This window comes from Acidovorax sp. sif1233, from assembly GCF_019218755.1.
Taxonomy (GTDB): Bacteria; Pseudomonadota; Gammaproteobacteria; order Burkholderiales; family Burkholderiaceae_C; genus Acidovorax.
In genome coordinates, this window is the sequence record NZ_JAHUWZ010000002.1 from 323,155 (window position 1) to 348,191 (window position 25,037).

21 protein-coding genes are annotated in these 25,037 nt (G+C 69.0%); 12 read left to right on the forward strand and 9 right to left on the reverse strand.

Translation table 11 applies throughout. From position 1 onward, the window contains the following. Positions 1-68: 68 nt before the first annotated feature. The 5 genes from KW843_RS08925 (at position 69) to KW843_RS08945 (ending at position 5,074) form a co-directional block, all read left to right on the forward strand. A complete protein-coding gene (locus KW843_RS08925; RefSeq protein ID WP_218294782.1) occupies positions 69-518 on the forward strand; it encodes a type II 3-dehydroquinate dehydratase in 450 nt (149 codons plus the stop codon). 189 nt (positions 519-707) lie between these two features. Further along, positions 708-1,286, forward strand: coding sequence for a TRAP transporter small permease (locus tag KW843_RS08930; protein ID WP_218294783.1), 579 nt, complete (start codon positions 708-710; stop codon positions 1,284-1,286). After that, positions 1,283-2,563, forward strand: a complete 1,281-nt coding sequence (locus KW843_RS08935; RefSeq protein WP_218294784.1) for a TRAP transporter large permease — start codon at positions 1,283-1,285, stop codon at positions 2,561-2,563. Before KW843_RS08930 ends, KW843_RS08935 begins: the two co-directional genes overlap by 4 nt. A 133-nt stretch (positions 2,564-2,696) precedes the next feature. Beyond that, a complete protein-coding gene (locus KW843_RS08940) occupies positions 2,697-3,740 on the forward strand; it encodes a diguanylate cyclase (RefSeq protein WP_218294785.1) in 1,044 nt (347 codons plus the stop codon). Between the two features lie 116 nt (positions 3,741-3,856). Beyond that, the gene (locus tag KW843_RS08945; protein ID WP_218294786.1) at positions 3,857-5,074 is read left to right on the forward strand and encodes a multidrug effflux MFS transporter; all 1,218 of its coding nucleotides are present in this window, start codon (positions 3,857-3,859) and stop codon (positions 5,072-5,074) included. Positions 5,075-5,170: 96 nt separating this feature from the next. Here KW843_RS08945 and KW843_RS08950 read toward each other — a convergent pair whose 3' ends face one another. The 6 genes from KW843_RS08950 to KW843_RS08975 form a co-directional block, all read right to left on the reverse strand. After that, positions 5,171-6,094 carry an NAD(P)H-hydrate dehydratase gene (locus tag KW843_RS08950; RefSeq protein WP_255594648.1) on the reverse strand — a complete coding sequence of 308 codons (924 nt, stop codon included), beginning with the start codon at positions 6,092-6,094 and terminating at the stop codon, positions 5,171-5,173. A gap of 9 nt (positions 6,095-6,103) precedes the next feature. Then, positions 6,104-6,871, reverse strand: coding sequence for a histidine phosphatase family protein (locus KW843_RS08955; RefSeq protein ID WP_218294787.1), 768 nt, complete (start codon positions 6,869-6,871; stop codon positions 6,104-6,106). Between the two features lie 9 nt (positions 6,872-6,880). Further along, complete coding sequence (locus KW843_RS08960; protein ID WP_218294788.1) at positions 6,881-7,165, reverse strand: hypothetical protein; 285 nt, start codon at positions 7,163-7,165, stop codon at positions 6,881-6,883. A 95-nt stretch (positions 7,166-7,260) separates the two neighbouring features. Then, positions 7,261-8,370: a DUF72 domain-containing protein gene (locus KW843_RS08965; RefSeq protein WP_218294789.1), complete on the reverse strand. Its 1,110-nt coding sequence runs from the start codon at positions 8,368-8,370 to the stop codon at positions 7,261-7,263. Positions 8,371-8,427: 57 nt separating this feature from the next. Further along, positions 8,428-8,838, reverse strand: coding sequence for a hypothetical protein (locus tag KW843_RS08970; RefSeq protein WP_218294790.1), 411 nt, complete (start codon positions 8,836-8,838; stop codon positions 8,428-8,430). A gap of 285 nt (positions 8,839-9,123) precedes the next feature. After that, positions 9,124-10,848: an IPTL-CTERM sorting domain-containing protein gene (locus KW843_RS08975; protein ID WP_218294791.1), complete on the reverse strand. Its 1,725-nt coding sequence runs from the start codon at positions 10,846-10,848 to the stop codon at positions 9,124-9,126. 405 nt (positions 10,849-11,253) lie between these two features. On the opposite strand from KW843_RS08975, the gene KW843_RS08980 reads away from it, so the two are divergent. The 3 genes from KW843_RS08980 (at position 11,254) to KW843_RS08990 (ending at position 15,798) form a co-directional block, all read left to right on the forward strand. Then, complete coding sequence (locus KW843_RS08980; protein WP_218294792.1) at positions 11,254-13,623, forward strand: Tex family protein; 2,370 nt, start codon at positions 11,254-11,256, stop codon at positions 13,621-13,623. Between the two features lie 60 nt (positions 13,624-13,683). Continuing rightward, complete coding sequence (locus tag KW843_RS08985) at positions 13,684-14,511, forward strand: HDOD domain-containing protein (RefSeq protein WP_218294793.1); 828 nt, start codon at positions 13,684-13,686, stop codon at positions 14,509-14,511. Positions 14,512-14,598: 87 nt separating this feature from the next. Beyond that, the gene (locus tag KW843_RS08990) at positions 14,599-15,798 is read left to right on the forward strand and encodes a patatin-like phospholipase family protein (RefSeq protein WP_218294794.1); all 1,200 of its coding nucleotides are present in this window, start codon (positions 14,599-14,601) and stop codon (positions 15,796-15,798) included. Positions 15,799-15,805: 7 nt separating this feature from the next. Here KW843_RS08990 and KW843_RS08995 read toward each other — a convergent pair whose 3' ends face one another. Both KW843_RS08995 and KW843_RS09000 read right to left on the reverse strand, forming a co-directional pair. Next, on the reverse strand, positions 15,806-18,637 hold the full coding sequence (locus KW843_RS08995) for an EAL domain-containing protein (protein ID WP_218294795.1): 2,832 nt from the start codon (positions 18,635-18,637) through the stop codon (positions 15,806-15,808). Positions 18,638-18,896: 259 nt separating this feature from the next. After that, entirely contained in the window at positions 18,897-20,033 is a 1,137-nt protein-coding gene (locus KW843_RS09000; protein ID WP_218294796.1) for an iron-containing alcohol dehydrogenase, read from the reverse strand. A gap of 59 nt (positions 20,034-20,092) precedes the next feature. On the opposite strand from KW843_RS09000, the gene KW843_RS09005 reads away from it, so the two are divergent. The 3 genes from KW843_RS09005 (at position 20,093) to KW843_RS09015 (ending at position 22,877) form a co-directional block, all read left to right on the forward strand. Beyond that, a complete protein-coding gene (locus KW843_RS09005; RefSeq protein ID WP_218294797.1) occupies positions 20,093-20,971 on the forward strand; it encodes a 2-keto-4-pentenoate hydratase in 879 nt (292 codons plus the stop codon). Positions 20,972-21,084: 113 nt separating this feature from the next. Continuing rightward, the gene (locus KW843_RS09010) at positions 21,085-22,011 is read left to right on the forward strand and encodes an alpha/beta hydrolase (RefSeq protein WP_255594693.1); all 927 of its coding nucleotides are present in this window, start codon (positions 21,085-21,087) and stop codon (positions 22,009-22,011) included. Between the two features lie 8 nt (positions 22,012-22,019). Beyond that, the gene (locus tag KW843_RS09015) at positions 22,020-22,877 is read left to right on the forward strand and encodes a YbgC/FadM family acyl-CoA thioesterase (protein WP_218294799.1); all 858 of its coding nucleotides are present in this window, start codon (positions 22,020-22,022) and stop codon (positions 22,875-22,877) included. A gap of 152 nt (positions 22,878-23,029) precedes the next feature. Here the strand turns inward: KW843_RS09015 and KW843_RS09020 are convergent, their stop codons facing one another. Beyond that, positions 23,030-23,938, reverse strand: coding sequence for a folate-binding protein YgfZ (locus tag KW843_RS09020; protein WP_218294800.1), 909 nt, complete (start codon positions 23,936-23,938; stop codon positions 23,030-23,032). A gap of 45 nt (positions 23,939-23,983) precedes the next feature. On the opposite strand from KW843_RS09020, the gene mltG reads away from it, so the two are divergent. Next, entirely contained in the window at positions 23,984-24,967 is a 984-nt protein-coding gene (gene mltG, locus KW843_RS09025; RefSeq protein WP_370628468.1) for an endolytic transglycosylase MltG, read from the forward strand. The last annotated feature ends 70 nt before the right edge of the window (positions 24,968-25,037 follow it).

Below are 25,037 nucleotides of genomic sequence, written 5' to 3' on the forward strand. Positions count from 1 at the left end.
TTCGACGCAGCGCCTAGCCAGAACCGCTTCGCTGAGCTTTGTCAGCCGCTCCCAACCCTGAACACCCCATGAAAATCCTCGTCCTCCACGGCCCCAACCTCAACCTGTTCGGGCGCCGCGAACCCCATATCTACGGCACCACCACGCTGGCGCAGATCAACGAGCGCCTGCAGAAGCTCGCCGCCGAGCTCGGCGTGGAACTCGGCATCCTGCAGTCCAACCACGAAGGCGCGCTGATCGACTTCCTGCACGAGCACATCGACGCGGCGCAGGGCGCGCTGGTGAACCCTGCCGGCCTCACGCAGCACGGCGTGCCGCTGCACGACGCGATCAAGGCCATGCCCTTCCCGGTGATCGAGGTGCACATGTCCAACATTGCCGCGCGCGAGGCCTGGCGCGCGCACTCCATCATCTCGCCGGCCGTCAAGGCCACGGTGCAGGGCTTCGGTCCGCATTCCTACCTGGCCGCGCTGCGCTCGCTGGTGGAAAGCCTGCGCGAAGCCTCCCAGCCCGCCTGAGCGCCGTTCCGCCAGGATTCACTGCGCTGCGCGTTGCGCGCAACGCACAAAGCTGGCGCAGCCCAAGCCAGGGCCCCCGTGCAAGGGCCGCCCCGCCGCACTGGGGGCGTCCCCCTCCCGACTCGCGCAGCGAGACGAGAGAGGGGGAAGGCGCGAAGCGCCTCAGGGGGTGTTTTTAGGACATACAACATGAATAGATGGATGGACCGCGCCTGCCGCGGCCTGGAGGCGGTGATCGCCGCCCTGCTGGCGCTGATGGTGGTGCTGGTGTTCGGCAACGTGGTGCTGCGCTACGGCTTCAATTCCGGCATCACCGTGTCGGAAGAAGTGTCGCGCTGGCTCTTCATCTGGATGACCTTCCTCGGTGCCATCGTCGCGCTGCGCGAGCATGGCCACCTGGGGGTGGACATGGTGGTGCAGCGCCTGCCCGCGCTGGGCAAGAAGATCTGCCTGGCCCTGGGCCATGGGGTGATGCTCTACATCGTCTGGCTGCTGTTCCAGGGCAGCCTGGCGCAGGCGCGCATCAACTGGGACGTGACGGCGCCGACCACGGGCGCGTCCATGGCCATCGTCTACGGCGCGGGCCTGGTGTTCGCCGTCTGCGCGGCGCTGATCCTGGCCATCGACCTGTACAAGCTGCTCAGCGGCCAGATCGCCGAGGAGGACCTGGTGATGGTGCAGGAGTCCGAAGAGGCGGTGCAGCTGCAGCAGATCCTGGGCTCGGCAGGCACCACCGATGCGCCGCGCGGCAAGGAGGCCGCGCGATGACCATCTTCGTCTTTGTCGGATCGCTGCTGCTGGCCATGGCCATGGGCATCCCGATCGCGTTCTCGCTGCTGGCCAGCGGCGTGGCGCTGATGTGGCACCTGGACCTGTTCGACGCGCAGATCCTGGCGCAGAACCTGATCGGCGGGGCCGACAGCTTTCCGCTGCTGGCCGTGCCCTTCTTCATGCTGGCGGGCGAGATCATGAACGTGGGCGGCCTGTCGCGCCGCATCGTGGACTTCGCCCTGGCGATGGTGGGCCATGTGAAGGGCGGGCTGGGCTATGTGACCATCATGGCCGGCTGCCTGCTGTCGGCCCTGTCGGGCTCGGCCGTGGCCGATGCGGCGGCGCTCACGGCGCTGCTGCTGCCCATGATGGTCAAGGCCGGGCACGACAAGTCGCGTGCCGGCGGGCTGATCGCGGCCACCGGCGTCATCGGCCCGGTGATCCCGCCCAGCATCGGTCTCGTGATCTTCGGGGTGGCGGCCAATGTGTCGATCTCCAAGCTGTTCCTCGCGGCCATCGTGCCGGGCATCCTGATCGGCGCCGCGCTGTGGCTCACCTGGGCCTTCCTGGTGCGGCGCGAGAAGATCGTGCCGCCGCCGCGCAAGTCCGCTGGCGAGATCCTCACGGCCCTGCGCAAGGCCCTCTGGGCGCTGATGCTGCCGGTGATCATCCTCGTGGGCCTGCGCATGGGGGTGTTTACGCCCACCGAGGCGGCTGTCGTGGCGGCGGTGTACGCGCTCTTCGTCTCGGCAGTGATCTACCGCGAGATCACCTGGCGCGACCTCTACGGCATCTTCGGCGCCGCCGCCAAGACCAGCGCCATCGTGATGTTCCTGATCGCCGCCGCCATGGTCAGCGCCTGGCTCATCACCGTGGCGGACCTGCCGTCCAAGGTGGTGGGGTTGCTGCAGCCCTTCATGGACAACAAGATCCTGCTCATGGCGGCCATCATGGTGCTGGTGATGGCGGTGGGTACCGCCATGGACATGACGCCCACCATCCTGATCCTCACGCCCGTGCTGATGCCGGTGGTCAACGCGGCAGGGATCGACCCGGTCTACTTCGGCGTGATGTTCATCATCAACAACTCCATCGGCCTCGTCACCCCGCCCGTGGGCACGGTGCTCAACGTGGTGGCGGGGGTGGGCAGGATGTCGATGGACGATGTGACCAAGGGGGTCGTCCCGTTCATGGTCGCGGAGTTCGCCATCATGTTCCTCATGGTGGTCTTTCCCTGGCTGGTGACCTGGCCCGCGAAGTGGTTCCACGGCTGAAGCGGGGCGTGGAGGATGCAGGGTAGTTCCGTGTTTTCGCGGGGACAGGGCGGGTGTTACATTCAAAACATGCCTGCTGGCGCGGGCCGCGCGCGGCGGCGCATCCCCCCAGCACCCGACAAGGACCCACCGCATGTCACCGGAACGCGAGCGACTGACCCGCATGCTCTTCGATGAGTACATCGAGATGTATGCCGCGCGCGATGCCCGGCTGCTGGCGCGTTTCAGCGAGAATTTCAGCGGCTTCGCGGGCAGCAGCGACCAGCTGATCAAGACCCGTGCCGGATGGATCGAGGTGACGCAGCAGGATTTCGCGCAGGTTCCAGCGCGCATCGGCATCGAGATGGTCGAGCTTTTCGTGCAGGACCTGGGGGCCGACCTGCTTGCCGCCACCGCCTTCTTCCACATCCACCTGCCCATTCCCGACGCGCTGTTTGCCCGCGAGACCGCGCGCAAGGTGGTGCTGTTCCGGCGCGAGGGCGGCCAGGAGGCGGGAGGCGACTGGAAGATCGCGCACGTGAGCGTCTCCATCCCGTTCGGCAAGGCCCGTGGCAGCGAGGTGTACCCCATCGAGGAGCTGCGCCAGCGCAACCGCGAACTCGAGGCGCTGGTGCAGGAGCGCACCCAGGCCCTGGCGCAGGCCAATCAGCGCCTGGAGCTGCTGAGCAATACCGACGGTCTCACGGGCATCGCCAACCGCCGGCACTTCGACGATGCCCTGGCGCGTGAATGGGCGCGCGCGCAGCGGGCCCGCACGCCGCTGGCGCTCATCATGCTGGACGTGGATGTGTTCAAGCACTTCAACGACCACTATGGCCACCTCGCGGGCGATGCCTGCCTGCAGGCGCTGGCCCTCACGCTCGCGCAGACGGGCGCGCGGCGCGAGGGCGAGCTGGCCGCGCGTTTTGGCGGCGAGGAGTTCGTGGTGCTGCTGCCCGGCTCCGACCTGCAGGCCGCGGCCGACGTGGCGCGCCACATCCAGGAGGCGATCCACCAGCTGGCGCTGCCGCACGAAGGGGCGCCGCTGGGCATCGTCACCGTGAGCTTCGGGGTGGCCAGCGTGCAGCCGCAGCGCGACGAGTTGCCCGAGATGCTGGTGCGCCTGGCCGACCGCGCCATGTACCGCGCCAAGCAGGGCGGGCGCAACCGGATCGAACTGGCCGACGGGGCGGGCTGACAGGCAGCGCGCGCGGGCCCGGCGCCTTGCGTCGCAACCGGGGGGCGGCCGCGCTGTTGCGGGTTTTTGCAGGGTTAACCCGCAGGCTTGCACCAAACTGGTGACAATGGCCTGCTATGCATGCTTCCCGTTTCTTCAAGATGGCCCTGATCCTGGGCCTGCTGTCGGCCATCGGCCCCTTTGCCATCGACATGTACCTGCCGGCGCTGCCCGAGATCGGCGCGAGCCTGGGCGCGGAGGTGGGCGCCGTGCAGTGGAGCCTGACGGCGTTCTTCATTTCGCTGGGCGTTGGCCAGCTGTTCTATGGTCCGGTGTCGGACATGGTGGGCCGCAAGCCACCGCTGTACGTGGGTCTGCTGCTTTTCACGCTGGCGAGCGTGGGCTGTGCGCTCGCCACAGACATCCAGACCCTGGTGGTCCTGCGTTTCGTGCAGGGGCTGGGCGCCGCTGCCGGCATGGCGATTCCCCGCGCCGTGGTGCGCGACCTGCACACCGGCACCGAGGCCGCGCGCCTCATGTCGCTGCTGATGCTGGTGTTCAGCATTTCCCCGCTGCTGGCGCCGTTGGCGGGCAGTGGCGTCATTGCGCTGACGGGGTGGCGCGGGGTGTTCTGGGCCGTGGCGGTGGCGGCGGTCGCCGGCCTCCTGCTGGTATCCCGGGGGCTGCGCGAAACGCGGCCGGCAGCCGAGCGCCTCGAAAGCAGCCTGGCGGGCGCGCTCTCGGGCTACTGGCTCCTCCTGCGCGACGGGCACTACCTCGGCCTCGTGTTCATCGGGGGCTGCTCGATGGCGGGGTTCTTTGTCTACCTTGCGGGCTCGCCCTTCGTGCTGATCAACCACTACGGCCTCACGCCCGTGCAGTACAGCCTGGCGTTCTCGGTGAATGCCGCCGCATTCTTTGCCGCCGCGCAGTTCACCGCTCGGCTGGGGCGCCGCTTTGGACTGGTGCCCACTGTCAAGGTGGCGGTCACCGGTGCGGGCGCCGTGATGGTGGCCATGCTGGCTTACTACCTGGCTGGCGGCGACCGGCTGGAAGTGCTGCTGGGCCTGTATTTCGTCGCCAGCGGCCTGATGGGCCTGGTGATTCCCACCACCTCGGTGCTCGCCCTGGAGGAGCACGGCGCCATCGCGGGCACCGCCTCGGCGCTGCTGGGCACGCTGCAGATGCTGATCGGCGCTGCCGCCATGGGCGTGGTCGGTGTGTTCGCCAATGGCAAGCCGCTGCCCATGGTGGTGGGCATGGCCAGCGGCGCGCTCCTGGGCCTGGTGCTGACCTGGGTCACGCTGGGCGGCGAGCGCGCGGCACGGCCGCTGGCCAAGGGCAACGCGCCGTAGCTCGATTGCTATTGAATTGATAGCTTTCTGCGCTTGTGCATCCAGCGCAGGCGGCCTTTTTCGTTCAAACCGCGTGATGCGGGCGAGCCCTGTGGATCACTTCGGTCCGGCATGGCGCCGTGGAGTGGCGCGCGGGCCCAGGGCATGGATCAGCGCAGGTACCTGCGCCGACAGTTCGCGCGCCAGGTAGCCCAGCGTGCCCTGGTCCCGCGCCAGCGCGCTGCCCGCGCGTGCATGCAGGAGCACGCCCCAGGCCGTGGCATGCAGCGGCGGCGCGCCGCGCGCGGCCAGGCCGCCGATGAGGCCCGCCAGCGTATCGCCCGAGCCCGACGTGGCCAGCCCCGGGGTACCGCCCGCAAACCGCAACGAACAGCCGTCGGGCTGCGCGATGCAGGTGGTGCTGCCCTTGAGCGCCACGCAGGCGCCCCAGCGTTGCGCGCCCGCCCGGGCGGCGGCCAGCGGGTCGGCCAGCACGGCGTCCTTGGACGCACCGGTCAGGTGGGCCATCTCGCCGGCGTGGGGCGTCATGACGACGGGCTGGTCGAACGCTGCGCCGACTGCGGCCGACATGGCGTAGGCGTCCAGCACCACCGTGCTGCGGCGAAACAGCGGCAGCATCGTGCGCACGAAGGCCACGCTGCGGGCTTCGTCTAGCATGCCGGGGCCCAGCACCACGGCGCTCACCTGGTCGGACAGGGGCCCGAGCCGGTCGCAGTCGCGCGCGGCAAAACCCCCGGCCCGGGTCTCGGCAAGCCCCATCACGCGCGCCTCGGGGATGGCCAGTGCCAGGCCCTGCGCCACGCGCTCCGGTGCGGCCACGGTGAGTTTGCCGGCCCCCGCACGCAGCGCGGCGATGGCCGCCAGGAGCGCCGCGCCGGGCATTTCATGGCTGCCCGCGACCACCAGCACGTGCCCGCGCGCTTCCTTGTCCGCATCGTCGCCAGGATGGGGCAGAGGCCAGCGCCGAAGCAGTGCCTCGGTCAGGGCTCTGGGCCGGGGCCAGGTAGGGTTGTGGGGCATGGCGTGCTGTCAGGGCTTGGGGGCGGTGGCGGCGTCGGGCTCCCGCGTCACAGGGGTCCGCGCGTCGCGCAGCGGGGCAAGGAAGTTGGCCTGGACCAGCTGCATGGCCTCGTCGGTGCGCCCCTCGTGCGCCCCATGGGCGCGGTAGATCGTCACCGCGCAGTTGGGCACGTCGCCCTGGCGGTCGATCTCCAGGATCTGCTGCTCGTCCATCTGCTCGATGAGGTAGCGCATGCAGTTGACGATGACCTGGTGCGCGACCACCAGCACCCGCTGCCCCGCGTATTCGCGCGTGACCATCTCCTGCAGGCTGCGCAGCCGCAGGATCACGTCGCACCAGCTTTCACCGCCGGGCGGCCTGAAGTAGAACTTGCCTACGTGGGTGCGTTGCTCATGCAGCTGGGCGTGCTGCTGCTGGATGCCGAACTTGGTAAGCCGGTCCAGGATGCCGAACTCCTTTTCCCGCAGCCGCTCGTCCAGCCGCAGGGTGACATGCTCCAGACGGCTGTGCCGCGCCACCAGGCGGGCGGTCTGCAGCGCGCGCACGTAGGGCGAGCACAGGATGACCTGCGGCTGCCCATCCACGGGCTGGCGTCCAAACCATTCCCCCAGCGCCACCGATTGCGCGGTTCCCAGGTCCGACAGCGGCACATCGATGTCCCGCCATGCGAGGTCGATGGTCTGAAGCCCCGCCGCCTCGGCCGCGTCGCGCGCGACATTGCCGGCGCTTTGTCCATGCCGCACAACCCACAGCCGCGCGGGCCAGCGTGTTTCCATGGCCTCGGGCTACCGAGGGGCGCGAAGGCGGGCCCTGCCCACGGCGCCAGCCGCCGGGGCCTTTTCCGCCGCCCGTGCCAGCTTGCCGGCCACCCCGTCGCGCCCCGATGCGGCGCGCGCGATGAGGGCGCTGCCCAGGGCCCGGCCCGCTGCGCGGCGCACCAGGCCACGGCTGCGGCTGGCGCCGCGCAGCACCAGCAGGCCCGCACCCAGCACCAGCCAGTGCTCGCCTGGAAAACCGGCACGTTCGGCGTCCCATTGGCGCACGCCGCGGAGTTTTTGAAGAAGGTTCATGTGACGGGCCCTGACGTTGACAGCATGCCGCCATCGTCGCGCAGGGTAAGGCCGCCCGGTGTCAGCGCACGGTTTTGGCGCGGGTGCTCCGCGTCCTACACCACGGGGCTGGGCGCTGCGGCGGGCGCCGGGCCGCCAAGCTGGGCCGCCACGCATTCGGCCAGCGCCTGCACGGTGCGCGGCGCGCAGCCTTCCGCATGGTTGCTGATGGCCACGAAGGCGTTGTGCCCCCGCCCGGTGACGCCCGCGATCAGGCTTGCCAGCGCGGCCCGCGTGCCAGGGTCGGGGTGGTGGAGCCGGTCATAGGGCGCATAGTTCTTTTCCGCGTCTTCATAGCCATAGGGGCCGTGGATGGGGTGGAGATTCCAGCGGCACACCAGCGGACCGGGCCAGAGCGCGCGCAGCATGGGCAGCTGTTCCTGCAGCGGCGGCATCTTTGCGTGCAGGCCCAGGCAGTAGGTGGCCCCGGCCTCGCGCAGCACCGCCGCGAAGCGCGGGGTGAGCCATTGGGGATCGCGCACCTCCACGGCCATCACGCCGTCCGGCGCGGTGGGGTGCAACGCAGGCTGCGCACACAGCATGGCGCGCAGGCGCTCCAGCAGCTCGTGCATGCGGTCCAGCTGCGCCAGGGGCAGGGGGCTGATCTGGAACACCAGCGCCCCCAGCTTGTGCCCCAGGCCCTGCAGCGCGGGTTCCACGAATTCACTGAGGGCGAGTTCGGGGCTGAGGAAAGCCGGATTGGGCTGGCGCCCCCGCCCGTCCTCGCTGCGCACGAGGGCGTCGGTCACCAGGCTGGGCGCCTTCACCACGAAGCGGAAGTCATCGGGCACCTGCGCGGCATAGCGCTCGTACTGGCTCACCGTGAGCGGCCGGTAGAAGCTGCGGTCGATGCTCACCGTGCGCAGCAGCGGGTGCTGGGCGTAGACCGCCAGCCCCTGCTTGGAGAGCATGGACTCGGAATGCTCGCCTTCCCACACCAGTCCCTTCCATCCGGGGTACGTCCATGACGACGTGCCCAGCCGCAGCTGGCGGGGGAGGGCGGCGGCCAGGGCGCGCAGACCATCGTGCCCGGGGGCCGGATGCACCCCGGTGCGGCGCGGCCTGGCCGCCGCGGGCTCATCTGCATCGGCCGCGAAGCCAGCGGCGGCGGCCTTGTCGGTGGGAGGGGGCGGCACCGGCGGGCCGCCGAAAAGGTCGTCTTGCATGTGAGGGACGCGGATGGTGTGGCGGGCGCGAGCCGGAATGGGGTGCCGCAGAGGAGGTCACAGGCCCGCGAACAGTCCACCTTCGTTCAGCAGTTCGTAGGTGATTTCCGGGTGCTGGTCCATGCTCTTGCGGATCGCGGCGGGAATCGCCTGGCGGGTCTTGCGGCACAGGCCGGGCTGCTCCAGCACCAGGATCGCAATGCCCCGCAGGCTGCGCACCTCATGGGGGCTGGGGGTGATGGAAAGGCGCACGCCCAGCTGGTCTTCCATGCGGCCCAGCAGGCGGCGCAGGTCGCTCAGGCTGGTGAGGTTTTCCAGCCGCTCAAGCAGTTTTTTTTCCTCATTGCGCGTGAGGCGCAGGATGCGGACATCCCCGCCCGGCGCCTCCAGCAGTGCATCCCGGCCGCACACGCAGGTGCCGGGAGGGCATTCGGTGCGGATGGGGAAGGCAAGAGGGGCGGCGTCCATGCGTGTGCTTGGGGTGGCTTGGTGGCCCGGCACATTCTAAGAGCGGCGGTGCGGGCGTTCGCGGCGTGGTACTTCTTCGGGCCGTTGCTGTGCCCGCACCGGGTGGAGCCTCGCCCTTTGCCGGTGTCCGCTTTCGGTGATGGCCGTGCCCTGCCGCGCCTGCGCGCCCGGGGGACGCTACCGCTCCAGCGCTTGCGCACCGTTGCCAGAAACGACCGGCGCGCCTCGAGGGCGCGCCGGTCTGTTCAATGTCGATGCATCAGCCTCTCGTGAGAGAGACCCGGGTCAGCGAAGGTTGCCCCGCTTGCGCTGTAGCCACACCCCGCCCATCAGGGCCAGGCCCAGCAGCATCATTCCGTACTCGCTCAGGGTGGGGATGTTGCTGACCACCGCGCCGCCACGGGTGAGGGTGTAAGACTCGCCGGTAGTGAAGTTTCCATTGCCAGCACCCGCGCCACCGAGGAGCAAGCTTGCGGGTGCCGGACCGACGATGGAATCGTTGTCCGCGACATCCAGTCTCAAGGTGCCACTGCCGGTTCCTGTATTGACAGTGACGGTGTAAACGGCTCCTGAGCCGCTGACGCCCGTCACTGAAGCGCCTGCAATGGTTCCAGTCGACGTCAACACGAAATCCGAAGCATCCACCCCGGTGACCGACTGGTTGAAAGTGACGGTGTAGTTGACGGATGCCGCCGTGGTGGGATCGGGATCAGCCCGCGCAATGGATTGCACGTTTACCGCACAGTTGGAGTCCGTGCAGCCTGCTATTTCAAACATGGTGCCGCCTTCTGGCAGGCCTTCGATGATGACACCCAGCTTGTAGGCACCCGTCTGCTGAATGCCCATCAGGAAGCGCAGATCAAGGGTCGCACCCGCGGCCAAGGGTGTGCCAAGGGTCACGGTGCCAGACGACAGCGTCGAATTGAAGCCACCGCCGTTCGGCTGGGAAGGAGGCTGCTCCAGCGTCGTGCCTTGGACCGTGACGTTGCTGGTGCCGGATCCGCACGGTGCGCGGTCCACAGTGACCACGACCGCCGTGGATGTGCGGGGGCGCAGGTCTGCGATGCCGGAGGGCGCGGGGAAGGTCGTCAGGTCAATGATCTTGTAACGCAACCGTGTCAAGTTGCTGCCGCTGGTGTTTGTGAGGGTACGTCGGATGTCCAGGGTTCCGAAGGTGGAGTTGTTGGCAGGGTCGCTGGTGAAGTCTCTCACCGTATTGGGGGGTGAAGAGGGCGCCACGCAAGGATCCAGCAGGGCTGGGCTTGCGATGCTGCCAATCACGGGGCTGGACAGATTGGCTGGCGACGGCGCGCCCAGCCGCTGGCCACCACCAGCTGAGGTCCCATTGGTGTCTACAAAATAGAAATCGGTGGCATTGTTGTTCGTATCCAGCGCCACCCCGGCGGTCAGGCACCCGTTGAAGGACGTGATGGAGCCTTGTTTTCCGCAGATATCGCGGGTCCAGGCGTAGTCGATGGAGAACGGCGTGAGGGCCGGGTAGCCTGCGCCTTCCTTGTACAGCGTATTGGCTTCCGACGTGGAGCCCACGGCGTCAAGGCGGTTTGGCAGGGTGAAGTCCACAGCGACGCTGGTGTTGAACAGCGCGATACCTGCATTGTCGGGAATGTCGGTGGTGTATGTGGCGTCGCCGGTGGCCGTGGTGCCATTGCCCGCTGGATAGGCAGCCAGCGAGTAGCCGACACTATTCACGCACAGGTAGTAGCCAAAGCCAGGAATCACCGTGCCGTTGGGAACAACGCAGCGTGCCACGCCATCCGAGGCCGCGACGGCAAAGCCCGTGCCGCCGCCCGCCACGGTCAGCGGCGAGGCGGTTTCGTTGTAGAGCTTGATGAATTCATCGTTGGCACCGTTGGGGCCGCGGACCCGGAACTCTCCGATGATCAGCGCGGAGGCCTGCGGGGCAGCCACGCACAGCAAGATGAATGCAACCGCGCTGAAGCGTCGGTGCAGGAGATCCAGAAATGCCCGTACCAGGTATTGAAATCCCATAGTGCCTCCGAAAACGCCTTCGGCGTGGTTGCTGTTTGTTACCAATTGACAATTGTTGCCTAATTTTTCGCTGGCGAACAGGATTTAACGGAACTTTCTCAAATCTTCCCTGTAGGACGGCACCGCCTCCCGGTCAGACGGTATGCCAGCCACATGGCGGCAGGAGCAAATGCAGCCTTCATCCCCTTCGGGAGCAGGGGCGCGGGTCGAGTGTGCTCACAGAATTCTCGGTGCATTGTTTTCACGTTTCCATGCGCTGTGGGGTGGGGGACGTGGGCCCTCCGGTAACGCGCGGGGCGCCTGGTAGCCCGGAGAAGTTTGCTGGCGCCTGTCACCCATAGTCCCTGTGGCAAACTCGCGCGCTTCGCGTTTTGTTTGATTGAGTCTCAGAGAGTTCGCCCACCCATGCAGCAGATCGTCCGGCAGTTGGCCGCAGAAATCAAAGTCAGTGAATCCCAGGTGCGCGCAGCGGTGGAGCTGCTCGATGGCGGCGCCACGGTGCCGTTCATCGCGCGCTACCGCAAGGAAGTGACCGGCGGGCTGGACGACATCCAGCTGCGCGAACTCGAAGCGCGCCTGTCGTACCTGCGCGAACTGGAAGACCGCCGCGCCGCCGTGCTCAAGAGCATCGACGAGCAGGGTAAGCTGACCGATGCCCTGCGCCTGGCCATTGCACAGGCGCCCACCAAGCAGGAGCTGGAAGACCTCTACCTGCCCTTCAAGCAAAAGCGCCGCACCAAGGGCCAGATGGCCCGCGAGTTCGGCATCGAGCCGCTGGCGGACAAGCTGTTTGCCGACCCCACGCTGGACCCGGCGACCGAGGCCGCGGCCTTCACGCGGCCGCCCGAAGTGCTGGACGACGGCAAGACGGGCGCCGATTTCTCCACCGTACCGGCCGTGCTCGACGGCGTGCGCGACATCCTGTCCGAACGCTGGGCCGAAGACGCCGTGCTGGTGCAGAACCTGCGCGAATGGCTCTGGGCCGAGGGCCTGCTGCGCAGCAAGAAGGTGGAGGGCAAGAACGAGAACGACCCCGAGGTCTCCAAGTTCCGCGACTATTTCGAATACGACGAACCCATTGGCCGCGTGCCATCGCACCGGGCGCTGGCTGTGTTCCGGGGCCGTGGGCTGGAGATCCTGGAAGCCAAGCTGGTGTTGCCCGTCGAGCCCGAGCCCGGCAAGCCCAGCCTGGCCGAAGGCAAGATTGCCCTGCACCTGGGCTGGAGCCACGCAGGTCGTCCGGCCGACGACCTGCTGCGCAAGTGTGTGGCCTGGACCTGGCGCGTGAAGCTGTCGCTCTCGACCGAGCGCGATCTGTTCGCGCGCCTGCGGGACGACGCTGAAAAAGTCGCCATCAAGGTGTTTGCCGACAACCTGCGCGACCTGCTGCTGGCGGCGCCTGCAGGCCCGCGCGTGGTGATGGGGCTGGACCCCGGCATCCGCACCGGCGTGAAGGTGGCCGTGGTCGATGCCACGGGCAAGCTGGTCGAGACCGCCACCGTCTACCCGCACGAGCCGCGCCGCGACTGGGAAGGTTCTTTGCACACCCTGGCCAAGCTGGCCGAGAAGCACGGCGTGAACCTGATCGCCATCGGCAACGGCACGGCCAGCCGCGAGACCGACAAGCTGGCGGCCGACCTCATCAAGCTGGCGGCCAAGGTGGACCGCGTGATCGAAAAGGTGGTGGTGAGCGAGGCCGGCGCCTCGGTCTACTCCGCCAGCGAATACGCGTCGCAGGAAATGCCCGACGTGGACGTGAGCTTGCGCGGCGCCGCCTCCATCGCCCGCCGCCTGCAGGACCCGCTGGCCGAACTGGTGAAGATCGACCCCAAGAGCATCGGCGTGGGCCAGTACCAGCACGACGTGAACCAGAGCGAGCTGGCGCGCACGCTGGGCACGGTGGTGGAAGACTGCGTGAACTCCGTGGGCGTGGACCTGAACACGGCCAGCGTGCCGCTATTGAGCCGCGTGTCGGGCCTGTCGGGCAGCGTGGCCAAGGCCGTGGTGCGCTGGCGCGAGGCCAACGGCGCGTTCAAGAGCCGCAAGCAGCTCATGGACGTGGCGGGCCTGGGCGCCAAGACCTTCGAGCAGAGCGCGGGCTTCCTGCGCATCCGCGGCGGCGACAACCCGCTGGACATGACGGGGGTGCACCCCGAGACCTACCCGGTGGTCGAGCAGATCATGGAAAAGACCGGCAAGCCCGTGGCCGAGATCATGGGCCGCGCCGACATGCTCAAGACCCTGAAGCCCGAGCTGTTCGCCAACGAGAAATTTGGTGTGATCACCGTCAAGGACATCCTGTCCGAACTGGAAAAGCCCGGCCGCGACCCGCGCCCGGACTTCAAGGTGGCGCGCTTCAACGACGGCGTGGAGGACATCAAGGACCTCAAGGAAGGCATGGTCCTGGAGGGCACGGTGAGCAACGTGGCCCAGTTCGGCGCCTTCATCGACCTGGGGGTGCACCAGGACGGCCTGGTGCACGTGAGCCAGCTGGCGCACAAGTTCGTGAACGACGCGCGCGAGGTGGTCAAGACCGGCGACATCGTGAAGGTCAAGGTCATGGAGGTGGATGTGGAGCGCAAGCGCATCGGCCTGTCGATGAAGCTCGATGCCGCGCCGCCGCGCCAGGGCGGGGAGCGGGGCGCGCCCCGCGACAACCGGTTCGAGGGCGCTGGCCGGGGCTACGCGCAGCCGCAGCGCCGTGCCCCCGAGCCCGCGCAGCAGTCGGCCATGGCGTCGGCATTCGCCAAGTTGCAACAGGCGAAGGGCCGTTGACGGATTGGGGGGTGATGGGGGCCATAATCGCCAGCAATCGAAACTCTGGCGCCTGACCCCATGGAGTTGAACGCATTGCTGGCACAACCAGTGGCTCTGCCCAGCCTTCCGCGTGCGGTGGCGCTGCTGATGAGCGAACTGGCCCATGAAGAGCCCAGCCTGCGGCGCCTGAACCAGCTCTTTGGCACGGACCCGGCGCTGGCCGGGCGACTGCTGGAGCTGGCCAATTCCCCCACCTTCCAGTTGCCGCGCCAGATCGCGGGCATCCCGGAGGCCCTGGCGCTGCTGGGCACGGCCCAGGTGCGCTCGCTGGTCAATTCGGCACCGCTGGGCACCACCTCCCGCTCGGTGCCCGGAGTGAACATGCAGCAGTTCTGGCGCTACAGCCTCAACACGGCCAAGCTGGCGCGGTCGCTGGCGGGTATCGCGCAGCAGGACCAGATCGCCGCATACACCGCGGGCTTGCTGCACGCGCTGGGCGAGCTGGTCATTCACCTGGCCGACCCGGAAAAGGCGCAGTCGGTCAACACGCTGGTGGCGCCATTCGATCTGCGGCGCGGCAAGATCGAGCAGCGCATCTTCGGCTACTGCTATGGCCATGTGACGGCCGGGCTGGCGCGCCGCTGGCAGCTTCCCGAGGTGGTGGTCGATGCGCTGCAGCACCAGAGCGTGCCGTTCGACAACAACGCCTACGAGCCCCTGGCGGGAGTGATCCACCTGGCCTCCTGGCGCGCGCGGGCCCGCGAGGCGGAGCTGGGCGAGAAGGAGATGGCCGTATCGTTCCCCGGCGAGGTCGGCCTGACCCTGGGGCTGGACATCGACATGGTGCTGCAGCAGGACCCCATCGACTGGACGGCACGGCCCGAGGCCGCCGACTACGTGGTCTGACGGCGGTTTGCGAACCGGGATGCTTGCGCCCGGCCCGGGCACCTTGCGCGACACGCCGAGGCGCGGTGCTTTGCGACAATGCCGTCCATGAAAGCCCTGCGCATCCATGCCGGCCCCCGCGCCCGGCAGCACCTTGAAAACCACGGCCTGCGGCCGGGCGACGTGGGCGTGATCCCCGCGGCGGCCGGTGGCCCCAAGGGGCTCATCCTGGGCCCCCTGGACCGCTTCATCTTCGGCGAATGGCTGGCCCAGTCGCGCCAGCCGGTGGACCTGGTGGGCGCGTCGATCGGCGCCTGGCGTATGGCCACGGCCTGCCTGCAGCAGCCGGTGGCGGCCTTCGAGCGGCTGGAGCACGACTACATCCACCAGGACTACGACCTGCCGCCCGGCAAGAAGCGCCCGTCGGCGGCCCACGTGAGCGAGCGGTTTGGCCAGAACCTGCGGGCGTTCTATGGCGGGCGTATCGACGAGGTGCTGAACCACCCGCGCTACCGCCTGCACATCGTCACCTCGCGGGGGCGGCACCTGCTGGGCCGCGAGCACCGCGTGGCCACGCCGCTGGGCTATCTGGGCGCCTTTCTGACGAACACGGTGCACCGCAAGGCGATGGGGGCGTGGCTGGAACGGGTGGTGTTCTCCTCGTCCGATGCGTCCAGTACCTCCGCCGAGGGGGCGGGGGCTGCGTGTGCTGCATTGCCCTTTGGCACGTCGGACTACCGCACGCGGCAGGTGCTGCTCAGCAACGGCAACTTCATGCAGGCGCTGCAGGCCAGCTGCTCGATCCCGTTTGTGCTGCAGGCGGTGCACAACATTCCGGGTGCACCTCGTGGGGCGTATTGGGACGGGGGCATCACCGATTACCACCTGCACCTGGCCTACGGCCGGCAGAAACAGGATGCTATTGAATTGATAGCTTGTGGCGCTTGTCCATCCAGCGCTGGCGGCCAAAAAGACTTGAATTTCGCCTCCGTGGGCTCGCCTGGCCTGGTGCTGTACCCGCATTTCCAGCACCGCGTGGTGCCCGGCTGGCTGGACAAGGGACTCAAGTGGCGCCACCGCTCCACGCCTGCGCTGGACAACATGGTGGTGCTGTCGCCCAGCCCCGACTGGGTGCGCAGCTTGCCCAACGCCAAGCTGCCCGACCGCAACGACTTCACGCACTACGGTGCCGACAGCGCCGCGCGCGCCAAGGCCTGGCTGGCGGCCACGCGGGCCAGCCAGCAGCTGGTGGACGAGTGGCAGGCGTGGCTGGCGCGGCCGGACATGAACGCCGTGCACCCGCTGTAGGGGCCGCTCAGGTCGCTGCAGGCCGCCGTGCCGCATCCTGCACGGCCCGGGCAGCGTGGCGGGCCGTGTGTTGCCGTGCCCAGGTCAGTACCTCGTGCGCGGGCATGGGCCGGGCGATGCCAAAGCCCTGGGCACGCTCGCAGCCCAGCTCCAGCAGCCTTGCGGCCTGCTCGGCGGTCTCCACCCCTTCCGCGACCACGTGCCGCTGAAAGGCCGTGGCGAGCGCGACGATGGCTCCCACGAGCGTGAGGTCGTCGCCGTCTTCCAGGATGCCGCGCACGAACGACTGGTCGATCTTGATGGTCTCGGCCGGCAGGCGCTTGAGGTAGGACAGCGAGGAGAAACCGGTGCCGAAGTCGTCCAGGGCGAAGCGCACGCCCAGCAGCTGGCAGTTCTGCATCATCTGGCGCATGTACTGCATGTCCTGCAGGGCCGCGGATTCCAGGATTTCCAGTTCCAGGCGGGTGGGCGAGACCTCCGGGCAGGTGTGCAGGATGTCCTTGAGCCGCTCGACGAAGTTGGGCCGGTGGAAGTGCGGCGCGGAGATGTTCACGCTCACCTCCCACTGCATGCCGGCATCGGTCCATTGCCGCATCTGCGCCAGGGCCTGGCGCAGCACCCATTCGCCCAGTTCCACCTCCAGCTCTGCGTCCTCGATCAGCGGCAGCACATGCTGCGGGCCCAGCAGGCCGTGGTCGGGATGCTGCCAGCGCAGCAGGGCCTCCAGCCCCAGGATCTCGCCGGTGCGCAGGTGCACCTTGGGCTGGTAGTGCAGCAGCAGCTCGCCCCCGTGCAGGGCCTGGGCCACGCGCGTCTGGCGGGTGTGCTGCGTCTGCACGGCATGGTCCAGCTGCACGTCGAACAGGTGCATCTGGTTGCGGCCGAAGCCCTTGGCCTGGCACATGGCCTGGTCGGCGTGGCGCAGCAGGGTGTCGGGGTTGGCGTCGTCCTGCGGGAACACGGCCACGCCCACGCTCACGGTGGTGTGCAGCACGCGGTCGTCGATGGCGTAGGGGGCGGCCAGCTGCTGCATGAGCACGCCCACGCGGGCCTCGATGGCGGGCACGTCCGGCAGCTCGCCCAGCAGCAGCACGAACTCGTCGCCCCCCATGCGCGCCACCGCGTCCTGGGGCGTGATGAACGCGCCCAGGCGCCGCGCGGTTTCCTTGAGCAGCCGGTCGCCCACACGGTTGCCGTGGGTGTCGTTCACGGCCTGGAAATGGTCCAGGTCGAGCATGCACACGGCCAGCAGCAGGCCCTTCTGCCGGGCGACGAAGATCGCGTGCGTGAGGCGCTCGGCCAGCGCCGTCCGGTTGTACAGGCCTGTGAGCGCATCGTGGCGGGCATGCCACGAGATCTGGTGGCGCAGGTTGCGCGTCTCGGTCACGTCGCGGAACACCAGCACGCAGCCCACGGCCGTGCCGTCGCCCTTGCGGATCGCCGACGCGGTGTACTCGATGGCGTAGCGCTCGCCGGAGCGGTGGATCAGCACCTCGTGCGCGACCTGGTGGAGGGCGCCCGGCACGGTCTCGCGCTCCGCGGCCGAGCTGGCATTGCGGCTCGCGAGCTCCTGGTACAGCCGGAACACGTCGTCCAGCTGACGGCCCAGGGCCTGGTCCGCCGTGAAGCCGGTCATGAGCTGCGCGGCTTCGTTGATGGTCTCGATGCAGCCGGCCAGGTCGGTGGTGATCACGCCGTCGCCGATGGAGGCGAGCGTGACCTCGGCACGCTCCTTCTCGGCGCGCAGGGCCTCCTGCGCGCGCTTGCGTTCGGTCACGTCGACCAGCGTGCCGATGGTGCCGGCGAGTGTGCCCCGGGTGGTGGTGAACGGGGCTTCGTAGTAGGCCATGTCCCGGGGCGGCTGGTGGTTGGCGGGGTGGATGCGGATCTCGTTGTCCTGCGCCTGCGCGATCTGCGCGGAGCGCGCGGGGGCCAGCTCTTCGGGGTACGCCGGGGGGGATGCGGGGGCCGTGCCCGTGCTGGCGGGCGTGTGAAAGAGCCGTTGCCAGGCCCGGTTGACTTCCAGGTAGGCGCCATTGGCGTCCCGCACGAAGACGGGCAGGGGCAGCGCGTCGATCAGCTGGCGCGTGAAATGCAGCTGCTCGCTTTGCAGGTGCTGGGTTTCGCGCAGCGACAGCACGAGCGACTGGACCTTGCCGGCCATGTCGTTGAAGGTGGCCGCCATGGCGCGTGATTCGAGCGTGCCGGTCACTTCCATGCGCGTGTCCAGATGGCCGTGGCGGAACGCGTCCGTGGCTTCGGCCAGCCGCCGCAGCATGCGCGCATTGGCCCGCAGCAGCAGCGTGAGCAGGAACAGGATCGTGAAGATATTGAGCGCCGAGATGCGCAGCTGCACCACGACGGTGCTCCAGATCTGGCCCACGAGGGGCGCGGATTGCAGCGTCACCGTCAGCCGCCCGGTCTGGCCGCCGGGCACGGCCTGCCCGAACTGCTGCGTGGGCGGCGCGATGCGCACCCACTCTGCGAACCATCCCGGGGCCGATGCGCGCAGGGGCGGCGCCTGGACATCGATGACGGGCCCGCCGCCCACCTGCCATTTCACCGACTGGACGCCCGGCCCGAAGCGGGCGACCCCTTCATGCAAAAGCGTGGCCTGGGCTTCGTGCTCCGAAGCGGGCAGGGCCGCCACCCCGGGCAGCAGCGCATCGCCCGCCCGGCGCAGCTCGGTGGCGGCATGGCGGCGGACTTCGTCGGTTTCCGCGGCCATCAGGTAGTGGTAGCGCACGGCGCTGACCAGCAGGATGATCAGGACAATCGGAACGTACAGCCGGGGATAGGTGCCCCGCAGGAGCCAGGTACTGAGATTTCCGGTGCGCATCGGTCGTGGCCCTCCCCCCAAAACCCCAGGGTAATGAATTGTTAATTAATTGTTGACCGACCGGAGTCTAGCGTGTGGGCAGGGGGTGTGCGGCACCCAGGGTAGCGCAATCCCGCCGGGCGTCGCCAGGGGGAAGGCTGGGGGTGCGTTGCGGGCGCGCGGGCGCGGCGAGGGGGGGCCGCGCCCGCTGGCCGCGCGGCGCGCCAGCGGGGCAGGCGCGGTGGGGGCTGGTGAAAAGCCGGGGGGACGGGAGCGGGCCCTACAGCGACTGGCTCAGGATCTCGCGGTACTCCTCGGGCGTGGCGATGCGGGGGTTGGTCTTGTGGCAATGGTCGGCCAGCGCGCCCCTGATGATGTCGTCGAACATGCCTTCGGTCACGCCCATGGCGGCAAGGCCCGTGGGCAGGCCCAGGCGGGCGTTCATGTCGCGGATGGCCTCGGGGATGTCGCCCGCCGCGCCCAGCCCCATGGCGTGGGCCATGCGCTCCAGGCGTTTTTCGTTGCGCACCGATTCGGCCCCGGCATTGAACCGGACCACGGCGGGCAGGAACATGGCGTTGAGCGTGCCATGGTGCAGGCGCGGGTTCACGCCACCCAGGCTGTGGCTGAGCGAGTGCACGGCGCCCAGTCCCTTCTGGAAGGCCATGGCGCCCTGCATGCTCGCGCTCATCATGTGCAGGCGCGCCTCGCGGTCGCTGCCGTTGCGCGTGGCCGGCTCGATGTGGGCCCAGCCACGCGTGAGGCCGTCCAGGGCAATGCCGTCGGCCGGCGGGTTGAAGGCGGCCGACATGAAGGTTTCCATGCAGTGGGCGATCGCGTCCATGCCCGTGGCGGCGGTCAGCATGGGCGGCAGGCCCAGCGTGAGCTCGGGGTCGCAGATGGCGGTCTTGGGCACCAGGTTCCACGAGTGGAACCCGAGCTTGCGGTGGTCGTCCACGATGATGATGGCGCCGCGCGCCACCTCGCTGCCGGTGCCGCTGGTGGTGGGCACCGCGATCAGCGGCGCGGCGCGCTCGGTGATGCGGGGCGAGCCGCCTTCGATGGTGGCGTAGTGCGTGAGCGGCCCGTCGTGCGTCGCGGCGATCGCGATGCCCTTGGCGCAGTCGATGGCCGAGCCGCCGCCCACGGCGATCAGGCCGTCGCAGCCCTCGGCCTGGTAGATCGCCACGGCGGCGCGCACGGCGGCCTCGGTGGGGTTGGAGGGCGTCTGGTCGAACACCGCCACGGTCATGCCAGGCAGGGCGTCCAGCGCCTTTTGCAGGACACCAGCGGCCTTCACGCCGGGGTCCGTCACGAGCAGGGGGCGTGTGATGCCGACGCGCTCGCATTCCTGCCGCAGCAGCTTGACCGCGCCGAACTCGAACTGGATCTGGGTGACGTAGTAGATGAAAGCCATGGTGAAGGTGGAAGTTACGTTTACGATTGCTGCAAAGACTCTACAACCCGGAGGCACCGATGACCACGAAGCAAACCCTCATTCCGCTCGCACTGGCCGGTGCATTCGTCGCGTTTGCGACATCCGCGCAGGCCGGCTGCCTGACCGATGCCCAGGCCGCCGAGCTGGTGGCCCACTACACCGCGAAGACCCCGGCCGCCAACCCCGATGACCTGTCGGACGCCGATGGCGCCTGCACCCGCGCCAAGGTCAACCAGTTGCTGGCGCAGCGTCTGGGCAAGGTCGTGGGCTACAAGGCCGGCCTTACCAATCCCGCGGTGCAAAAGCGCTTCAACACCGACAAGCCCGTGTGGGGCAAGCTCTATGAAGGCATGGTCCTGCCCAGTGGCGCCACCGTGGACGCGGCCTTCGGCGCCCGGCCGCTGTACGAAGCCGACATGCTGGTGCGGGTGAAGAGCACCGCCATCAACCATGCCAGGACGCCGATGGAGGTGCTGGAAGCAGTGGACCAGGTCATCCCCTTCATCGAACTGCCTGACCTCATGGTGCAGGCGCCGCCCAAGCTCAATGGCGCCGGCGTGACGGCCATCAACGTGGGTGCGCGGCTGGGCGTCGCGGGCGCGCCGCTGCCCGTGCCGGCCTACCGGGCCGAGCGCTTCGCGATGCTGCAGGCCCTGGCCGACATGAATGTGTCGCTGGCCGACGGCGCGGGTGCGCGCCTGGGCGGCGGCAAGGGCAGCGACATCCTGGACCATCCCCTCAATGCCGTGGTGTGGCTCGCGGGCGCCCTCGCGCAGGAGGGGCTGGCGATGCAGCCGGGCGACCTGATCAGCCTGGGTTCGTTCTCGCCGCTGCTGCCGCCCAAGGCGGGCCTGGCGGTGACAGCGACCTACGACGGCCTGCCGGGCGCCGCGCCCGTGCGCGTGACCTTCAAGTAACAACAAACAAACAATCGACCCGCGGGCTGCCCGCCTGCGCGGCCTTCCTCCTGTTGCCGAGATCCTGACCGTTGGCCGACCTGCACATCCACCACACCCGCCTGACCCCCCAGATGCGCAGCGTGCTTGAGCGCATGGCGCGCGCGGGGCACCCCCCGCTGCACACCCGCTCGCCCCAGGACGCACGCACGGCCTATCAGGCGGGCGCCGATGTGCTGGAGGTGCCCAAGGCGGCCCTGGCGCGGGTGGAGGACCTGCACATCCCCGCGCGCGACGGCCATGCGCTGCCCGCGCGGCTGTACGCACCGACCACGGAAGCGGGCCTGCCAGTGCTGTTGTACACCCACGGCGGCGGCTTCACCATCGGCAGCATCGCCACGCACGACATCCTGTGCCGCGAGCTGGCGCGCCTGGGCCGCTGCATGGTGGTGTCGCTGGACTACCGGCTCGCGCCCGAGCACCGGTTTCCCACCGCGAGCAACGATGCCTGGGATGCGCTCGCATGGCTTGCTGCCCACGCCCGCGAACTGGGCGCCGACCCGGCGCGCATGGCCGTGGGCGGAGACAGCGCGGGCGGAACACTGGCCGCCGTGAACGCCATCCTGGCGCGCGACGCGGGCCTGCCGCTGGCGCTGCAGCTGCTGTTCTACCCGGGCTGCGCGGCCCACCAGGACACGCCCTCGCATGCCACGTTCGCGCGCGGCCTAGTGCTGGAAGAGCCTGCCATCAGCTGGTTCTTTGGCAACTATGTGCGCAGCCGCGCCGAGCGCGAGGACTGGCGCTTCGCCCCGCTGCACGCCCCCGACGTGGACGGCGTGGCCCCCGCCTGGATCGGCCTGGCCGAATGCGACCCGCTGGTGGACGAGGGCGTGGACTATGCGGACAAGCTGCGGCTCGCCGGCGTGCCCGTGGACCTGGAGATCTACCGCGGGGTGACCCATGAATTCATCAAGATGGGCCGTGCCATTCCCGAGGCGCGCACCGCCCATGCCGATGCGGCCCGGGCGCTGCGCCAGGCGTTCTTTCAAACCACGGAGTGAATCTATCCATGCAACGCAGTGACTTCCGCTGTTTTCACCGCCTGCGCGTGCGCTGGGCCGAGGTGGACATGCAAAAAATCGTGTTCAACGCACACTACCTCATGTACATCGACACGGCGATGTCCGACTACTGGCGGGCGCTGGCGCTGCCGTATGAAGCGGGCATGCTGGCCCTGGACGGCGAGATGTACGTGAAGAAGGCCACGCTGGAATACCATGCGTCGGCGCGTCTGGACGACACGCTGGACGTGGGCCTGCGCTGCGCCAGGGTGGGCAATTCGTCCAGCCTGTTCCAGGCGGGCATCTTCAGCGGCGACCAGCTGCTCGTCTCGGGCGAGCTGGTCTATGTGTTCGCCGACCCGGCCACGCAGACTTCGCGCCCGGTGCCTGACAGCCTGCGCTCCATCTTCGAGGGCTTCGAGGCCGGCGCCGCGATGGCCGAGGTCAAGACCGGCGACTGGAACACGCTGGGCCGCGATGCCGGGCGCCTGCGCACCGCGGTCTTCGTGCGCGAGCAGGGCATTCCCGCGGACATCGAGGCCGATGCCCTGGACGCCAGCGCGCGCCACGCCGTGCTCTACAACCGCCTGGGCATGCCCGTGGCCACGGGGCGGCTGCTGCAGGAGGCGGCCGGCGTGGGCCGCATCGGGCGCATGGCGGTGGACCGCTCCGTGCGCGGCGCGCAGTGGGGCCAGCAATTGCTGGAAGCCTTGGTGGCCGCCGCGCGGGCCCGTGGCGACGGCGAGGTGCGCCTGCACGCCCAGCGCAGCGCGGAAGGCTTCTACCGCCGCGCGGGGTTCGCCGTGGTGGGCGAGCCCTGGGAAGAGGCGGGCATCGCCCACATCGCCATGGCGCGGCGCTGGTAGATTCTGCTATCAAAAAGAAAGCGCCTCGCGCCTTCCTGCAAACGGCCCTGGGGGGATTCGTATCTGGATCCGCCCCGCATCAAGCGCGGGATGCTCCTGAATGCATAGCGGCGTGGCCTGATCCCGCAGCGGCCCGGTCCTGCCCGCGGGCGTCAGATGTCCGCGAGCAGCTCGTACGGCAGGGGCGCCAGCGCCAGCGGCACGCCCTGCACGTTGCCCACCTGCAGGGCACCACCCTGCGCGGCGGCGATCTGCAGCGACACGAGGGCGTCGGTGCCGCCACCGGGTGCCGGGGCGGCCTGCACGACGGTGCCGCAAGGCTGTTCCAGGTCCGGCACGGCGAACACTTCGGCCCCCACCGCCACATCGGCCGGGGCGTGGGCAATGTAGGTGCGGCGCTTGAGCGTGCCCCGGAACTGGCTGCGCGCCACCACCTCCTGCCCGGGGTAGCAGCCCTTCTTGAAGTTCACGCCGCCCACGGACTCGTAGTTGAGCATCTGGGGCACGAAGGCCTCGACAACCGGGGTGGTCAGCGTTGCCACGCCGCTGCGCACTTCACTCCAGAGCCACAGGGCGGGTTCCATCGCGGGACCGGCGGGCGCGGGTTCTCCCGCGGGGGCCACCCAGAGCGCGCGCGGCCGGCCGTCGGCGGGATACAGGTGGACCACCGAGGCGGCACCCACGTCGGCCTTGGTCCAGGCGGGCTGGCCGCCGCCGGGCACCACATCGCCCGCCAGGCCGTACAGGGCGAAGTCGGCGGTGGCGTCGGTCAGCCTGGCCTTGGAGCGCAGCACGAACATCGACAGGCGCTTGAGCGTGGGCGGCAGCAGGTCGCGGCTGCAGACCAGCAGGATCTCGCTGGCGCTGCGCTTGAAGCCGATGAAGGTGGCCTGCATGCGGCCCTTGGCGGACAGGAACGCTGCCAGGCGGGCCTGGTCCATGCCCAGCAGGGCGAAATCCTGGGTGAGCTGGCCGTGCAGGAACTTGGCGGCGTCTTCGCCTTCCACGCGAATCACGCCCAGGTGGGACAGGGGGGCTATGCCGTTCAAGGGGGTAGTCATCGCTGAATTATGATGCCCGGTTCTACACACACATTCATCAGGGTTGTGCGACGTCTATTGGCTTTGATTGCGTTGGTTCTGATCGCCTCGGGCGGTGCGGCCTTCTGGTGGCTGCACCAGCCGTTGGTGACGGGCAGCGAACCCCTGGAGCTGGCCATCGAGCCCGGCACCACGCCCCGGGGCATTGCGCGCGACGTGGTGGCCGCGGGGGCGCGGGTCGATGCGCGCATGCTCTACGCATGGTTCCGCTTCTCGGGCCAGGACCGCGCCATCAAGGCCGGCAACTATGAAATCCCGCCCGGAACCACCCCGCGGGCCCTGCTGCAGAAACTGGTGCGCGGCGAGGAAACCCTGCGCGCGCTGACCCTGGTGGAGGGCTGGAACTGGCGCCAGGTGCGCCAGGCCCTCGCCAGGGAAGACCAGCTCAAGCCCGACGCGGCGAACCTGAGCGACGAGGCGCTGATGGCCCAGCTGGGCCGCCCGGGCGTGCCTCCCGAGGGGCGGTTCTTTCCGGACACCTACGCCTATGCCAAGGGCTCCAGCGACATCGCCCTGCTGCGCCGGGCGCTGCACGCCATGGACCGCCGCCTGGAGGCCGCCTGGGCCCAGCGCGCGGCCGACACGCCGCTCAAGTCGGCCGATGAAGCATTGATACTGGCCAGCATCGTCGAGAAGGAAACCGGCCGTCCGGGCGACCGCGCCCAGATTGCCGGGGTTTTTGCCAACCGCCTGCGCGCCGGGATGCTGCTGCAGACCGACCCCACCGTCATCTACGGCCTGGGCGAGCGGTTCGACGGCAACCTGCGCCGGCGCGATTTGCTGGCCGACACGCCGTGGAACACCTACACCCGGGCCGGCCTGCCTCCCACGCCCATCGCCATGCCCGGCAAGGCCGCCCTGCTCGCGGCGGTGCAGCCCGAGCCCACGCGTGCGCTGTACTTCGTGGCCAAGGGCGACGGCACCAGCCATTTCAGTGCCTCGCTGGAAGAGCACAACCGTGCGGTCAACCGCTACCAGCGCGGCCAGTAGCGCATGCGGCCTGGTGCGCGGGCGGCCGCGGCGCCCCGAGCCATGCGCCCCTGCAGATTCAACCCAAGGC

Bases quoted from the DNA above. Each gene is read 5' to 3' on its own strand.
- KW843_RS08925 (WP_218294782.1), top strand. From the start codon at position 69: ATGAAAATCCTCGTCCTCCACGGCCCCAACCTCAACCTGTTCGGGCGC.
- KW843_RS08930 (WP_218294783.1), top strand. From the start codon at position 708: ATGAATAGATGGATGGACCGCGCCTGCCGCGGCCTGGAGGCGGTGATC.
- KW843_RS08935 (WP_218294784.1), top strand. From the start codon at position 1,283: ATGACCATCTTCGTCTTTGTCGGATCGCTGCTGCTGGCCATGGCCATG.
- KW843_RS08940 (WP_218294785.1), top strand. From the start codon at position 2,697: ATGTCACCGGAACGCGAGCGACTGACCCGCATGCTCTTCGATGAGTAC.
- KW843_RS08945 (WP_218294786.1), top strand. From the start codon at position 3,857: ATGCATGCTTCCCGTTTCTTCAAGATGGCCCTGATCCTGGGCCTGCTG.
- KW843_RS08950 (WP_255594648.1), bottom strand. From the start codon at position 6,094: ATGCCCCACAACCCTACCTGGCCCCGGCCCAGAGCCCTGACCGAGGCA.
- KW843_RS08955 (WP_218294787.1), bottom strand. From the start codon at position 6,871: ATGGAAACACGCTGGCCCGCGCGGCTGTGGGTTGTGCGGCATGGACAA.
- KW843_RS08960 (WP_218294788.1), bottom strand. From the start codon at position 7,165: ATGAACCTTCTTCAAAAACTCCGCGGCGTGCGCCAATGGGACGCCGAA.
- KW843_RS08965 (WP_218294789.1), bottom strand. From the start codon at position 8,370: ATGCAAGACGACCTTTTCGGCGGCCCGCCGGTGCCGCCCCCTCCCACC.
- KW843_RS08970 (WP_218294790.1), bottom strand. From the start codon at position 8,838: ATGGACGCCGCCCCTCTTGCCTTCCCCATCCGCACCGAATGCCCTCCC.
- KW843_RS08975 (WP_218294791.1), bottom strand. From the start codon at position 10,848: ATGGGATTTCAATACCTGGTACGGGCATTTCTGGATCTCCTGCACCGA.
- KW843_RS08980 (WP_218294792.1), top strand. From the start codon at position 11,254: ATGCAGCAGATCGTCCGGCAGTTGGCCGCAGAAATCAAAGTCAGTGAA.
- KW843_RS08985 (WP_218294793.1), top strand. From the start codon at position 13,684: ATGGAGTTGAACGCATTGCTGGCACAACCAGTGGCTCTGCCCAGCCTT.
- KW843_RS08990 (WP_218294794.1), top strand. From the start codon at position 14,599: ATGAAAGCCCTGCGCATCCATGCCGGCCCCCGCGCCCGGCAGCACCTT.
- KW843_RS08995 (WP_218294795.1), bottom strand. From the start codon at position 18,637: ATGCGCACCGGAAATCTCAGTACCTGGCTCCTGCGGGGCACCTATCCC.
- KW843_RS09000 (WP_218294796.1), bottom strand. From the start codon at position 20,033: ATGGCTTTCATCTACTACGTCACCCAGATCCAGTTCGAGTTCGGCGCG.
- KW843_RS09005 (WP_218294797.1), top strand. From the start codon at position 20,093: ATGACCACGAAGCAAACCCTCATTCCGCTCGCACTGGCCGGTGCATTC.
- KW843_RS09010 (WP_255594693.1), top strand. From the start codon at position 21,085: ATGCGCAGCGTGCTTGAGCGCATGGCGCGCGCGGGGCACCCCCCGCTG.
- KW843_RS09015 (WP_218294799.1), top strand. From the start codon at position 22,020: ATGCAACGCAGTGACTTCCGCTGTTTTCACCGCCTGCGCGTGCGCTGG.
- KW843_RS09020 (WP_218294800.1), bottom strand. From the start codon at position 23,938: ATGACTACCCCCTTGAACGGCATAGCCCCCCTGTCCCACCTGGGCGTG.